At 73.4% G+C, this 13,471-nt stretch carries 11 protein-coding genes and 1 pseudogene; 7 read left to right on the forward strand and 5 right to left on the reverse strand.

What is annotated here, in order from left to right; genetic code table 11:
• Window positions 1–267: 267 nt before the first annotated feature.
• Window positions 268–1,276 (reverse strand): annotated as a pseudogene (locus CIK06_RS03745) (LacI family DNA-binding transcriptional regulator); the annotation flags it as partial.
• A gap of 364 nt (window positions 1,277–1,640) precedes the next feature.
• Between CIK06_RS03745 and CIK06_RS03750 the strand changes: the two are divergent.
• The 5 genes from CIK06_RS03750 (at window position 1,641) to CIK06_RS03770 (ending at window position 6,524) form a co-directional block, all read left to right on the forward strand.
• On the forward strand, window positions 1,641–2,837 hold the full coding sequence (locus CIK06_RS03750; RefSeq protein ID WP_095563641.1) for a substrate-binding domain-containing protein: 1,197 nt from the start codon (window positions 1,641–1,643) through the stop codon (window positions 2,835–2,837).
• A gap of 16 nt (window positions 2,838–2,853) precedes the next feature.
• A complete protein-coding gene (locus tag CIK06_RS03755; RefSeq protein WP_095567540.1) occupies window positions 2,854–3,594 on the forward strand; it encodes an ABC transporter ATP-binding protein in 741 nt (246 codons plus the stop codon).
• Between the two features lie 58 nt (window positions 3,595–3,652).
• On the forward strand, window positions 3,653–4,405 hold the full coding sequence (locus CIK06_RS03760; protein ID WP_095563642.1) for an ABC transporter ATP-binding protein: 753 nt from the start codon (window positions 3,653–3,655) through the stop codon (window positions 4,403–4,405).
• Window positions 4,402–5,292, forward strand: a complete 891-nt coding sequence (locus tag CIK06_RS03765) for a branched-chain amino acid ABC transporter permease (protein WP_095563643.1) — start codon at window positions 4,402–4,404, stop codon at window positions 5,290–5,292. Before CIK06_RS03760 ends, CIK06_RS03765 begins: the two co-directional genes overlap by 4 nt.
• Before the next feature lie 164 nt (window positions 5,293–5,456).
• The gene (locus tag CIK06_RS03770; RefSeq protein ID WP_232534237.1) at window positions 5,457–6,524 is read left to right on the forward strand and encodes a branched-chain amino acid ABC transporter permease; all 1,068 of its coding nucleotides are present in this window, start codon (window positions 5,457–5,459) and stop codon (window positions 6,522–6,524) included.
• A gap of 103 nt (window positions 6,525–6,627) precedes the next feature.
• Here the strand turns inward: CIK06_RS03770 and CIK06_RS03775 are convergent, their stop codons facing one another.
• Complete coding sequence (locus CIK06_RS03775) at window positions 6,628–7,455, reverse strand: hypothetical protein (protein WP_157756595.1); 828 nt, start codon at window positions 7,453–7,455, stop codon at window positions 6,628–6,630.
• 192 nt (window positions 7,456–7,647) lie between these two features.
• Between CIK06_RS03775 and CIK06_RS03780 the strand changes: the two genes are divergently transcribed.
• Entirely contained in the window at window positions 7,648–9,891 is a 2,244-nt protein-coding gene (locus CIK06_RS03780; RefSeq protein ID WP_095563645.1) for an ATP-dependent DNA helicase RecQ, read from the forward strand.
• A gap of 153 nt (window positions 9,892–10,044) precedes the next feature.
• On the opposite strand, the gene CIK06_RS03785 is transcribed toward CIK06_RS03780, so the two are convergent.
• Together CIK06_RS03785 and CIK06_RS03790 are read right to left on the reverse strand one after the other, a co-directional pair.
• Complete coding sequence (locus CIK06_RS03785) at window positions 10,045–10,962, reverse strand: NlpC/P60 family protein (RefSeq protein WP_095563646.1); 918 nt, start codon at window positions 10,960–10,962, stop codon at window positions 10,045–10,047.
• Between the two features lie 133 nt (window positions 10,963–11,095).
• Window positions 11,096–11,518, reverse strand: a complete 423-nt coding sequence (locus CIK06_RS03790; RefSeq protein ID WP_095567542.1) for a helix-turn-helix domain-containing protein — start codon at window positions 11,516–11,518, stop codon at window positions 11,096–11,098.
• A gap of 355 nt (window positions 11,519–11,873) precedes the next feature.
• Here CIK06_RS03790 and CIK06_RS03795 point away from each other — a divergent pair, with 355 nt between their 5' ends.
• Window positions 11,874–12,272 (forward strand): hypothetical protein, encoded by a 399-nt coding sequence (locus CIK06_RS03795; RefSeq protein WP_232534000.1) that lies wholly within the window; start codon window positions 11,874–11,876, stop codon window positions 12,270–12,272.
• 18 nt (window positions 12,273–12,290) lie between these two features.
• Here the strand turns inward: CIK06_RS03795 and CIK06_RS03800 are convergent, their stop codons facing one another.
• Window positions 12,291–13,463: an SAM-dependent methyltransferase gene (locus tag CIK06_RS03800; RefSeq protein WP_095567543.1), complete on the reverse strand. Its 1,173-nt coding sequence runs from the start codon at window positions 13,461–13,463 to the stop codon at window positions 12,291–12,293.
• Window positions 13,464–13,471 lie beyond the last annotated feature (8 nt).

The following is a 13,471-nucleotide window of genomic DNA, read 5'->3' on the forward strand; positions in this document are numbered from 1 at the left end:
CTGGTACCCCACAATCAGGGCGTCGAACCCTGTCCGTTTTCGCGTTTCCCGCCGCTTCCGCCGCTTCCGCCGCTTCCGCCGGTCCAGCCGGTCAAGGGGTCCGGGTCACCGTCAGGCGGGTCTCCGGCTCGCGTACGCCCTGGTCGACCGGGACGGACGGCGGCGCGGCGGGCCGCGGCGCGGTCGAGCCCGACGGCGGGGTGGAGCCCGACGGCGCGGTGGAGCCCGACGGCGCGGTGGAGCCCGACGGCGCGGTGGAGCTTTGCGGCGCGATCGCGGTCGAGCCCCGGACCACCAACTCGGGCCGGAACACGTACTCGGTGTGCGGGGCGGCGTGCCCGTTGATCTCGTCGACCAGTGCCCGGACGGCGGCCACGGCCATCGAGATCACCGGCTGCCGGACGGTGGTCAGCGGCGGATCGGTGAAGGCCATCAGCGGTGAGTCGTCGTAGCCGACCACGGAGACCTCGGCCGGTACGCACAGGCCACGCTGCCGGGCCGCCCGTACGGCGCCGAGCGCCATCAGGTCGGACCCGCAGACCAGCCCGGTGACGCCCCGGTCGATCAGCCGGCCGGCCGCGGCCTCGCCGCCCTCCACACCGAACAGCGACAGCTCGGCCAGGCCGTCCAGCTCCGGATCGGAGAGGCCGATCAGCCGGTGCATCGCGCGCCGGTAGCCGGTGACCCGGCGCTGCACCGGCACGAACCGGTCCGGGCCGGTGATCAGGCCGATCCGCCGGTGCCCGAGCGCGACCAGATGGGCCACCGCCATCTCCGCGGCCTCCCGGTCGTCACAGGAGACGAACGGCGCCGGGATGTCCGAGGCGTACCCGTTGATCATCACCACCGGCAGCGGCCGGGCCAGCAGCGCCCGGTAGCGCTCGTGGTCGGCGGCGGTGTCGGCGTGCAGCCCCGAGACGAAGACGATGCCCGAGACCTGGCGGTCGAGCAGCATCTCCACGTACTCGTCCTCGGTGACCCCGCCCGGGGACTGGGTGCACAGCACCGGGGTGAAGCCGGACCGGGACAGCGCCGACTCGATGATCTGGGCGAAGGCCGGAAAGATCGGGTTCTCCAGCTCGGGCACCACCAGCCCGACCAGTCCGGCGCTGCGCTGCCGGAGCCGGGCCGGGCGCTCGTAGCCGAGGACGTCGAGGGCGGTCAGCACGGCCTGCCGGGTTTCCGGCGCCACGCCGGGCCGGTCGTTGAGCACGCGGGACACCGTCGCCTCGCTCACCCGGGCCTGTTGGGCGATGTCCGACAGTCGCGCGCGCATGGCCGCACCTTACTCAAGAGCCGATTCCTGCCGATAGTCTTGCAATATCCTCGATCTCCGGAAAGCTCTTGCTCACCTACCGGCCGTGGGCGCCGGCGACCCGCGGCCCGGCGGCGAGTGCGGGGAGTGCGGGGATGCGGGGATTGTCCGGACAAGGATGGCGGGGACCGACACATCCAACGGCCCGATCCGGCACGGCGTCCACCCCGGGCCGGTCGTGACCTTTCCGTTACCCGATCGAAGCTGTATGCGACGGCCACCCATTCATCGTTACTTGTGGGTTTCAGCCACATAGCTCGTGCGTGACGTCACTTCTAGCGTGAGCCGTCAACGAACATCCCCCCGAGTCCCACGGAGAACGATGATGACGGTCCGGACGACGCGGCGGGCATTCGTCACCGCCGGCCTACTGGCCACCGCACTGGCCGCGACGGCCTGCGGCAGCCCGCAGGACACCGCCAACGGCGACGACAGCGCCCCGGTCAAGGTCGGTCTGGTCTACTCCCAGTCGGGAGCCCTGGCCACTTACGGAAAGCAGTACATCGAAGGCTTCAAGGCTGGCCTGTCGTACGCGACGAAGGGCAGCAACAAGGTCGGTGACCGGGCCATCGAGGTCACCGAGGTGGACGACGCCGGTGACCCGGCCAAGGCGGTCTCCGCGGCCAAGGACCTGATCGGCAAGGGCTACAAGATCCTCGGCGGCTCGACGGCATCCGGCGTCGCGCTCCAGGTCGCCCCGATCGCGGCGCAGAACAAGGTGCTGTTCGTGTCCGGCCCGGCCGCCACCGACGGGGTCACCGGGATCAACCGGTACACCTTCCGCTCGGGCCGGCAGTCGTACCAGGACGTACTCACCGCCAAGTCGTTCATCGGGGACGCGACCGGCAAGAAGGTCGTGGTGTTCGGCCAGGACAGCGCGTTCGGCAAGGCCAACGAGGCGGCGGTGCAGGCGGTCATCGGCGGCGCCGGCGCCACCGTGAGCAGCGTGCTCGCCCCGGCCAGCGCCACCGACTTCACCCCGTTCGCCACCCAGCTCAAGGCCGCCAAGCCGGACCTGCTCTTCGTGGCCTGGGCCGGCACCACCGCCCCGGCCATGTGGCAGACCCTGGACCAGCAGGGCGTGCTCAGCTCCACCACCGTGGTCACCGGGCTGGACATCCGGGCCTCGTGGCCCACCTTCGGCGCGGCCGGCAGCAAGATCTCGTTCCTGTCCCACTACTTCGACGGTGCGACCGACAACGAGGCGGCCAAGGCCGCGAAGGACGCCGTACCCGGCGGCACGCTCGACCTGTTCCACCCGGACGGTTTCGCGGCGGCCCAGATGATCGTGCACGCCATCGAGCAGGGCGCCGACGACGTCGACAAGATGATCGCGGGTCTGGAGGGCTGGAGCTTCGACGGGGTCAAGGGCAAGATGACGGTCCGGGCCGAGGACCACGCGCTGCTTCAGCCGATGTTCCAGGTCAAGCTCTCCGGCTCGGGTACGGACTACACCGCGCAGTTGGTCAAGGCGCTGACCCCGGACGAGTGCGCGCCGCCGGCAGCGACGATGAAGGGCTGACCGGGTGTCCGCTCCGGTGCTCGCGGCCCGCGCCCTGAGCTGGCGGATCGGCGAGGTGGCCATCGTCGACAGGGTGAACTTCGACCTGGCGGCCGGCGAGTTCCTCGGCATGATCGGGCCGAACGGCGCGGGTAAGACCTCGCTGTTCAACCTGGTCACCGGGGTTCGCCGGCCCACCGAGGGGCGGATCCTGCTCGGCGGTCGGGACGTGGCGAACCTGCCGCCACACCGCCGCGCCCGGCTGGGGCTGGGCCGTACCTTCCAGTCCTCGTCGGTCTTCGGCTCCCTTTCGGTACGCGAGAACGTGCGGCTCGCCGTCCAGGCGTACCTGGGTGGGTCCATGCGGTTGTGGCGGCGGGCCGCCGCCGACCGGGAGGTGGTGGCCGCGGCCGACGCGGCGCTGGACCGGGTCGGGCTGGCACACCGGGGCGGTGCGCTGGCGGGGACGCTCGCGCACGGCGAGAAGCGCAAGCTGGAGATCGCGTTGCTGCTCGCCGGCGAACCGCGGGTGCTGCTGCTCGACGAGCCGATGGCCGGGGTCAGCGCCGAGGACGTGCCGGAGCTGGTCGAGGTGATCAGGTCGCTGACCGGCGACGGCCGCTCGGTGCTGATGGTGGAGCACCACATGGACGTGATCCTGCGGCTGGCCGACCGGATCGCGGTCATGCACCACGGCGCCCTGCTCGCCTGCGACACCCCGGAGACGGTGATGGCCAACCCCACCGTCCAGGAGGCCTACCTCGGGGAGTCGCTGTGAGCGCGGGGAACTGGCCGGTTCTGCCAGCCCCGCAGTCGCGAACGAAAGGTGCGGACTTGTGACGGAGCCCATCCTTGCCGTGGACGACCTGTCGGTGCGGATCTCCGGGCTGCACATCCTGCAGGGCGTGTCGTTCACGGTGCCGGCCAGCGGGGTGACCGTGCTGCTCGGCCGCAACGGGGTCGGCAAGACCACCACGCTGCGGGCCGTCCTCGGCCTCACCCCGCGCAACGCGGAACTGCGCGGCACGGTCCGCTCCGGCGCCCGCAGCCTGCTCGGCCAGCCCACGCACCGGCTGGTCCGGGAGGGATTCGGGTACGTCCCGGAGGACCGCTGCGTGTTCGCCGGGCTCACCGTCGCGGAGAACCTGCGGCTGGCCGAACCCCGGGACACCGCACCGGCGTACGACCGGGTCTACGACCTGTTCCCGGAGCTGGACCGGCGCGGGCGGCAGCGGGCCGGTTCGCTCTCCGGCGGGCAGCAGCAGATGCTGGCGATCGGCCGGGTGCTGCTGCGGGACAACCGGCTGCTGCTGGTGGACGAGCCGACCAAGGGGCTGGCGCCGAAGGTGGTCACCGAGGTGGCCGAGGTGCTGGAGCGGGTCGCCGAGCGGATTCCCGTACTGCTGGTGGAGCAGAACCTGGCGGTCGTCCGGCGGTTGGCCACGGACGCCGTGGTGCTCGCGGCCGGCCGGGTGGCCTGGACCGGAAACGCCCGCGAGTTGCTGCTGGAGACGGCGCTGACCCGCTCGCTGCTGGGCGTGGGTGCGCATCCGGCCCCGCCGGCGACGGAGAGAGTGGAGCTGGCGTGAGCACGATCGTCCTGCTGACGCTGACCGGCCTGGGCCTGTCGGCGCTGTACTTCCTGGTGGCCTCCGGGCTGTCGCTGGTGTTCGGCCTGGCCGACGTGCTGAACTTCGCGCACGGCCTGTTCCTGTCGGTCGGCGCGTACGGCACCTGGTGGGCGGCGGGCCACCTGCCCGGCGCCGGCCCGAGCGGCCTGGGCTTCGTCGTGGCGGTCGCCTTCGGGGTGCTGGCCGGCGCGGCGGTCGGCGCGCTTGTCGAGCTGGTGCTGATCCGGCCGCTGTACGCGCGCCCGATCGAACAGGTGCTGGTCACGGTCGGCCTCTCGCTGGCCGGGGTGGCGCTGTTGCAGGCCACCTGGGGTGCCGATCCGCGCACGTTCCCGCGGCCGGAGTGGACTCAGCGGGTCAGCACGGTGCTCGGGGCCAAGGTGCCGAACTCCGGCCTGCTGCTGATCGTGTCCGCCGCGCTGGTGCTGCTGGCGCTGCTGGTCTTCCTGCGCCGCACACGCTACGGCCTGGTCGTCCGGGCCGGCGTGGAGAACCGGGAGATGGTGACGGCGCTCGGCATCGACGTGCGGCGGGCCTTCACGCTGGTCTTCGCGATCGGCGGCGCGGCGGCGGCGCTGGCCGGCGCGCTCGGCGGGGTCTACTTCGGCTCGGTGTCGCCCGGCCAGGGCGGCTCGCTGCTGATCTTCGCCTTCATCGTGGTGGTGATCGGCGGGATGGGCTCGGTGGTCGGTTCGGCGTACGCGGCCGTGGCCGTCGGGCTGCTCCAGCAGTTCGTCAACTACTACGGCACGTCCGGCGCCGGGGACGTCTGCGTGGTCGCGTTGCTCGCGCTGGTGCTGCTGGTCCGCCCGCAGGGCATCGCCGGAAAGGTGGCCACCGCATGACCGAGGTACGCATGTCCGGCGCTCCCACCCCCGGCGACCCCGGCGACCCCGGCGACCCCGACGGTCCGGGTGGTCCGGGTGGTCGGGACGGTCACCGGCCGGGAGCCGTGCCGGCCGCCGTGCCCGTCGAGCTGGAACCGGGCCGACCCGGCCGGCTGGCCGCGGTGCGGCCGTGGCTGCCGCTGGTCGGACTGGTCCTCTTCGCGATCCTGCCCTACTCCACGGTGGACCTGCCGGGCGTCTTCGACGGTCCGCTCAACGCCCCCGGCACCCTGCAACTGCTGGCCATCTGCCTGGTCTTCGGCGGCCTGGCGGCCGGCTACGACCTGCTGTTCGGCCGGACCGGGCTGCTGTCGTTCGGGCACGCGCTCTACTTCGCGGCCGGCGTGTACGGCACCGACGTGCTGGTCACCCGGGCCGGGTTGCCGCTGTGGGAGGCGGCGCTGCTGGCGGTGGCCGGCGGTACGGTGCTGGCCGGCCTGCTCGGTGCGGTGGCGCTGCGTACCGTCGGCATCGCGTTCGCGATGGTGACGCTGGCCTTCGCGCAGGTCGGCGCGATCCTGGTGGCCCGCGACTTCGGCGGGCTGACCGGCGGCGAGGAGGGACTCCCGCTGGACGTCTCCGGGCTGCCCGACGCGCTCGTGGGGGTGGCCAACACGGCCAACCTGTACTGGCTGGCGCTGGCGTACCTGGCCCTGGTGGTGTTCGTGGTGCACCGGGTCTCCGCCTCGCCCACCGGCCGGGTGCTGGCCGGACTGCGCGACGACGAGCGGCGGGTGGCGGTGCTCGGGCTCGACCCGTACCGGTTCAAGCTGCTGTCCTTCACCCTCGCCGGCGGCCTGGCCAGCGGCGGCGGCGTGGTCTACTGCCTGCTGGTCGGTGGCGCCTCGCCGCACATCACCTCGTCCGAGCTGACCCTGTCGCTGCTGGTCATGGTGGTGCTGGGCGGTCCCGGTACGCGGTGGGGGCCGGTCCTCGGCGGGGTCGTCTACACCTATCTCGACCACCGGCTGACCGCGATCGGCTCGTCCTCGGCGGTGGCCTCGTTGCCCGGTGTGCTGCGCGGCCCGCTGTCGCAGCCGCTGTTCATCCTCGGCACCCTGTTCATCCTGGCGGTCTACTTCTTCCCGGGCGGGCTGGCCGGGTTGTCGCACCGGATGGCCGCCCGGCTCGAACCGATCCGTCGCGCCCTGCTCGCGCGGCCCGGCCGCGACCCCGGCTCCCGGCGGTAGGGACGGTACGGAAACACCCCCTGCTGCGCGGAGGCGCAGCAGGGGGCGTTTCCGTACCTGTCGTGACTTCTGCCGCGGCCGGCGCGCCGGCCGCGGCAGAGGGTCAGCCCTGCAGGAACTCGTACAGGTCGGCGGGTGCCTCCTGGGCGGCGCTGCCGGTCGGGGCGGTGAGCTTCGGCGTCGTCCCGAAGCCGCCGTAGGTGGCGACGTACTGGAACGCCTTCTGCTTGCCCGCCGCCGGGACCTGCATGGTGAAGGCGGTGAGCTTGTCCCCGGTCACCTGGGCGGTGAACGGGACCTGCGTGGCGGCGGCGCCCAGGGCCTTCATCTGGTCGGCCTCCAGCACCTTGGCCGCCTCCCCGGCGGTCAGGTCGATGATGCCCGCGTACTTTCCATCGCCCTTGTCCTCGACGGACGTGGCGTTCTCGACCAGCGGACCCACATTGCCCTGATCCGCCCCGTCCAGCTGCGGAACCGCATCGTCGCCGGTCATCTTGGCCGGATCCAGGTGCATCCACCGGTTCGGAAACTTCGGCAACGCGGCCAGCACCGCGCGGTCACCGCTCAGTTTCACCTTCGCCCAGGTCTGGTCCCCGACGGTCAGGAACGACATCTTGATGGTGATGCCGCTCTCCTCGCCCGAGGTGCCGATCTGGTACGCCTTCGACTCGGGGTCGATCGAGCCGGAGATCGCGGTCGTGCCGTCGTTGCTGCTGAACTGGAACGTTCCCTCGGAACCATCCGGTACGGCAGCGAGCAGCTTCTCCTTCGGCGACTGCTCGGGTGACTCGGCGGCCCCGCCCGGAGCCCCGGAGGCCGGCTGCGCTGTGCTCGCCGGGCCGCAACCGCTCAGTGGTACGGCCATCCCCGCCAACGCCACGGTGAGCAGTGCGCCCTTTCGCAGCTGGTGGATGACGCTTGGTCGACGCATCTGTCTACTTTCTTCGCCTGATTCCGCCCAGCAGGGTGCGGAACGCGGGCCGGTCCTTCGGCGCCGCGCTGCCGTTCCCTGCTGGTTGACGCGGTGATCATGCCAGTAGACCGGCGGTTTCCGCGCCCGGGTTATCCGGCGTCCTACCGGCGCCGTACCGGCGCTGTCGCCGGCTGCTGGTAGAAAGGCCCGATGAGCACGGAGCGCACGGCGGTACGCGAGCGGGCCGAGGCGGTGCTGCGCCGGCTGGCCGGGGTGGACGCGCGGTTGCGGGACGACCAGTGGCGGGCCATCGAGGCGCTGGTGGTCGACAAGCGGCGGGTCCTCTGCGTGCAACGCACCGGATGGGGCAAGTCGGCCGTCTACTTCGTGGCCACCGCGCTGCTCCGCGACGGTGTCGGGGCGGGTGCCGCCGGCCCCGGGGACGCACCGGGCACCGGGGCCGGGGCGACGGTGATCGTGTCGCCGCTGCTGGCGCTCATGCGCAACCAGGTCGAGGCGGCCGCCCGGGCCGGGATCCGGGCCCGCACGATCAACTCGGCGAATCTCGACGAGTGGGCCGAGATCACCGCAGAGATCACCGCGGGCAGCGTGGACGTGTTGCTGATCAGCCCGGAACGCCTCAACAACCCGGACTTCCGGGACACCGTGCTGCCCCGGCTCGCGGCCACCACCGGGTTGCTCGTGGTGGACGAGGCACACTGCGTCTCCGACTGGGGGCACGACTTCCGGCCGGACTACCGCCGGCTGCGCACCTTCCTGGCGAACCTGCCGGCCGGCACCCCGGTGCTGGCCACCACCGCCACCGCGAACGCCCGGGTGACCGCGGACGTCGCCGAGCAGCTCAGCGCCGATGCCAGCGGCCAGTTGGGTGGGGACGCCCTGGTGCTGCGCGGCCCGCTGGACCGGGAGTCCCTGCGGCTCGCCGTGCTCGATCTGCCGAGCCCGGCGCACCGGCTCGGCTGGCTGGCCGACCGCCTGGAGCGGCTGCCCGGCTCGGGGATCATCTACACCCTCACCGTGGCGGCGGCGATGGAGACGGCGGACTTCCTGGCGGCCCGCGGGTACGCCGTGGCGGCCTACACCGGGCAGGCGGAGGACGCGGACCGGCGCGCGGCCGAACAGGATCTGCTGGACAACAAGCTCAAGGCGTTGGTGGCCACCAGCGCGCTGGGGATGGGGTTCGACAAGCCGGACCTGGGCTTCGTGGTGCACCTCGGCGCGCCGCCGTCGCCCATCGCGTACTACCAGCAGGTCGGCCGGGCCGGTCGGGCGGTCCAGCACGCCGAGGTGCTGCTGCTGCCCGGCGCGGAGGACGCGGCGATCTGGCGCTACTTCGCCTCGCTCGCCTTCCCGCCGGAGGAACAGGTGCGCCGGGTGCTGGACGCGTTGCATCCGGACCGCCCGCTGTCGACGCAGGCGCTGGAGCCGATCGTCGACCTGCGCCGGGCCCGGCTGGAGCTGATGCTCAAGGTGCTCGACGTGGACGGCGCGGTCCGGCGGGTCCGCGGCGGCTGGGTGGCCACCGGGCAGCCGTGGGTCTACGACGCCGCCCGGTTGCGCCGGGTCGCCGAGGCCCGCGACGCCGAGCAGCGGGCCATGCGCGAGTACGCGGCGACGCCGGGTTGCCGGATGCGGTTCCTGCGGGACTGCCTGGACGATTCCACGGCGGCGGACTGCGGCCGGTGTGATCGCTGTGCGGACGCGCGGTTCGATCCGGAGGTGTCCCCGGCGGCGCTCGGCGCGGCGACCGCGTTCCTTCGCCGGCCGGGTGTGCAGGTGCAGCCGAAGAAGCTCTGGCCCACCGGGCTGGAGGCGGTCGGCGTGCCGTTGAAGGGTCGGATCCCGCCCGCCGAGCAGTTGCTGCCGGGCCGGGCCGTGGGCCGGCTGTCCGACCTCGGCTGGGGCGGGCGGCTGCGGGCGCTGCTCGGACCGGAGGCGCCGGATGGCGACGTACCGGATGATCTGGTCGCCGCGGTGGTCGAGGTGCTGAAGGACTGGGCGCACGGCGACGACCCGTGGCCGCGCCGGCCGGCGGGCGTCGTGGCGGTGGCGTCCCGGCGCCGGCCGCGGTTGGTGCGTTCGCTGGCCGAGCGGATCGCGGCGGTGGGCAGGCTGCCGTTGCTCGGTGCGGTCGTTCCCACGGACGCCGCGGCGGAGGCCGGCGGCGTCGAGCCGGTGTCCGAGGCCGTCCCGCCGGGCGCCGCGTCGGGGGCCGGCGGTGCGCGCGGCAACAGCGCCCAGCGGGTACGCGCGCTGCACGGTGCCCTCGGCGTGCCACCCGAGTTGGCGGCGGCGGTCGCCGGTGCGGACGGCCCGGTGCTGCTGGTGGACGACCTGGTCGACTCCGGCTGGACGATGGCGATGGCCGGCCGGCTGCTGCGCCGGGCCGGCGCCGCGGACGTGCTGCCGCTCGCCCTGGCCGTCGCCGGCTGATCCCGGCCAACCCGGCGGCTCGGCCGGCCACCGCCGGGGTTGGCTCCCGCCGTCAGCGACCGGTGACCGGCGGCCGGTGACCGGTGGTCGGTGGCCGGTGGTCGGTGGCCGGTGGTCAGCGGCCGGGCCGCCTCCGGCCGCCGGTGCTCGCCGTCAGCCTGGCCGGCCGTAGCCGTGCACGGGTTGCGAGTCGACCGAGTCGATCCGGATGCGCTCCCCGGTGCGGGGCGCGTGGATCATCTTGCCGCCGCCGATGTAGATGGCGACGTGATGGATGGACGGGTAGTAGAAGACGAGGTCGCCGGGGCGGAGCGCGGATCGGCCGACCCGGGTCACCGCCTGCCACTGGCGGGCCGCGTTGTGCGGCAGCCGTACGCCGGCCGCGGCCCACGCCGCCGAGGTGAGGCCCGAGCAGTCGTACCCGTCGGGCCCGCTGGCCCCCCACCGGTAGTTCTTGCCGAGCTGGGCGTACGCGAACCGGACGGCCTTCGCCCCGGCGCCGTTGCCGGCCGGTGGCGCCGGAGCGTCCACCGCGCCGGACTCCGCGGCCGCACCCGCGGCCCGACGCAGCTCGGTGAGCCGGGCGATGTCGCTTTCGATCTGCCGTTTGCGCTGGTCGAGCTGGTGTTCCTCGGTCCGCTGCGCGGCCGCCAGCGCCTTGGCGTTGCGGCGGGCCAGCGCGAGCCGGTCCCGGGTGTCGGTGAGTTCGTTCAGCGCGCTGCGCTGGTCCCGACCGAGCCGCTCCAGCGTCATCAGCGACTCGACCAGGTCGCTTGTGGTGCCGTCGAGCACGGCGACCATCGCCACCGTGTCGGTCCGGCCGGTGCGGTACGCGGTGGACGCGATCAGGGCCACCTGGCCGCGGCGGTCCGCGAGGCGCTGCTCCAGCGACACCAGTTCGGCGTCGAGGGCGGCGATCCGGGCGGTGGTGTCGAGGAGTTCCTCGTGCAGGTCGTTGTAGTCCTCGACCACCACCTCCAGCCGTTCGGAGGCGTCGCTGAGCTGTCGTGCGGTCCCAGCCGGGTCGGGTGCGGCGCGGGCCACCCCGGGCGTCGCGCCGAGCGTGACCATCAGAACGGCGGCCAGTGGGGCTATCCGGTGGGACGACAAAGTTGTCGGCACGTTCATCACAACGACTGACGCCGATAGAAGGAGACGGTCTGCCCGCGAGGTCGTCCTCGGCGAGGACGGGGCGCGGGTCGGCTCAGCTCGCCCGGCGGGTCGGCCGACGGGCCAGATAGTGCAACATGTCGCGGATGTCCCGCTTCTCGTCGGCGGCGACCCGGGGGTCGGCCAGCCGGCTCAGGATGATCCTGATGTCCTCGTCCACCCGGGCGCCGGCGCCGCGACCCGCCCGGGAGCCGGCGGCGTCGCCGTCGGGCAGGCCGAGGGCCCGGAAGGCGGCGCCCACCGGTACGCCGAGGGCGGCGCAGAAGCCGCGGACCTTGGCCAGCTCGGGGTAGTCCTGCCAGTCGCCGGCCAGCCAGCGGAAGACCGTGGAGCGGCCCACCCCGGTGTGCGTGGCCAGGTCGGTGACCGTCCAGCCGCGGTCGGACCGGGCATCGTCGATCGCCCGGCGGACGAAGCGGGCGAACGCCGCCTGTGGCGTCTCAGGCACCCAAGCCACCTCCGTCGACAGGCTCAACGCTGGATCGAGCCTATCCCGCGGGACGACCGGTGCAACTGACCGATCGACCGGTTAGTCTCGTGGACCGGACTCACTATCGTGAATCCGACGGCGGGGCCGACCCCGCCCGACGGGTCCCTCCCCGTCGGTCCCGCCGAGTCTCGACCGGTGCTCCGGCCTCGGCCTGCGCAGACGGCGACGTGTACCGGGTGGTGCCCCGACGAACCGAGGGGGTCGGCGGGGCGCCACGGTACACGGGCAGTGAGCGGTCACATCCTCTATGCTCTACAGCTCACGCGTGCCGACGTGTCCGGCCCGCGAGCGGCGACGGTCCGAGACCAGCAAGAGGAGCGACATGGCCGAACCATCCTCCCCGCTCCCGCACCAGCCCGGGGCGATAAGCCTGTTCTTCGTGATCAAGGCCGGGGTCTTCGCCGCGGCGTTCTGGGTCTGGCTGGTCGTGCTGATGGTCCAGGGCGGCGCCGCGTCCGGGCTGCACCTGTTCGTGGCCTCCGGCGCGATCACCACCACCGGCGTGTCGGTGCTGCTCGGCGTCCGGCTGGCGATCCAGCGCAACGCCGCCGTGCGGCACGCCGAACTCAAGCGGCTCCTGGTGGACATCTCCTGGAACGCGTTTGCCGCGGCGGGCAGTGCCGAGGAGGCCGACGCCACGGTCGTACCGTTCCGTGGCTTCGACACCCCGACGCCCCGGCGGGGGCGCGGCGAGAAGAACGACCTCGAACGCCGCCGGTAGCCGCCGGCCGGCGGCGGGTCAGGCCGCCTCGGCGGGGGTCCGCGGCTCGGGTGCCGTGCCCAGCAGCCGTTCCAGGGCGGGCGCGACCCGCCACTGCGCCACCAGCGCGCGGTAGTCCGCCACCTGCTCCGGCGTGCCGGCGGAGCCGGAACGCCGGGCCCGGATCAGCAGGTTGCGCGGGGTGTGCTGGGACTCGACGAACTCGACCACGTCCACCCGGTAGCCGTGCAACCGCAGCAGCGCGGCCCGGAGCGAGTCGGTGAGCACGTCGGCGAACCGCTCCCGCAGGATGCCGTGCCGGGTGAGCGGGTCGTACGGCTGCGGCGGTTCGGTGCGGCGCAGCTGGGCCGCGATGTCATGGTGGCAGCAGGGCGCGGCGAGCACCCAGCGGGCGCCCCAGCGCACCGCCCGGGCCAGGGCCTCGTCCGTGGCGGTGTCGCAGGCGTGCAGCGCGAGCACCAGGTCGGGCGGGTCGGCCACCTCGACGTCCAGGATGCTGCCGGCCACGAAGCGGACCGACTCGGCGCAGTCGAGCTGCTCGGCCAGTGCCGTGTTGCGCCGGCGCTGATCCTCCCGGACGTCCACCCCGACGAGGTCGACCGCCAGTCCCCGCCCGGTCAGGTAGCGGTACGCGGCGAAGCTCAGGTACGCGTTGCCGCAGCCGAGGTCCACCACCCGCAGCGGGCCGGTCAGGTCGGCCGGCAGGGTGGCCTCCAGGGCGCGCAGGAAGGCGTCCACCTGGCGCCGCTTGGCGGCGCTGCCACCGACGGCGGCGAACAGCGGGTCACCCGGATCGAGCAGGTGTTCCTTCACCCGGTCGTGGCCGGCCACCGGTGCCGGCACCCGGTCCGCCGCCGCCCGGTGCACCTGGGCCGCGCCCTTCTTGGTGATCCGTACCTGGAGGGTGGCGGTGGCGGTCTCCACGTGCCAGTTGCCGAACGGCTCGGCCAGCAGCGCGTCGACCGCCGCGTCCGCCTCGGCGCCGGCGACGTTGCGGGTGTGCGGCCGGGCGCCGTCGAAGGTGGCGATCTGCAGGCGCGGGCCGGCCTTGATGGTCACCGGCCGCAGTTCGGCCCGGACCACCGAGGGGGTACGGCCGCGCTGCCGGCCGGCGGCCACGGCACGGCTGAGGTCCGGCCCCAGCAGCAGGGACCGGACCTCGGCGAGCGCCTCGTCCAGGGATTCGGGCATCGACGCGC

This window comes from Plantactinospora sp. KBS50, from assembly GCF_002285795.1.
Classification (GTDB): domain Bacteria; phylum Actinomycetota; class Actinomycetes; order Mycobacteriales; family Micromonosporaceae; genus KBS50.

Bases quoted from the DNA above. Each gene is read 5' to 3' on its own strand.
- CIK06_RS03750 (WP_095563641.1), top strand. From the start codon at position 1,641: ATGACGGTCCGGACGACGCGGCGGGCATTCGTCACCGCCGGCCTACTG.
- CIK06_RS03775 (WP_157756595.1), bottom strand. From the start codon at position 7,455: ATGCGTCGACCAAGCGTCATCCACCAGCTGCGAAAGGGCGCACTGCTC.
- CIK06_RS03780 (WP_095563645.1), top strand. From the start codon at position 7,648: ATGAGCACGGAGCGCACGGCGGTACGCGAGCGGGCCGAGGCGGTGCTG.
- CIK06_RS03785 (WP_095563646.1), bottom strand. From the start codon at position 10,962: ATGGTCACGCTCGGCGCGACGCCCGGGGTGGCCCGCGCCGCACCCGAC.
- CIK06_RS03795 (WP_232534000.1), top strand. From the start codon at position 11,874: ATGGCCGAACCATCCTCCCCGCTCCCGCACCAGCCCGGGGCGATAAGC.
- CIK06_RS03800 (WP_095567543.1), bottom strand. From the start codon at position 13,463: ATGCCCGAATCCCTGGACGAGGCGCTCGCCGAGGTCCGGTCCCTGCTG.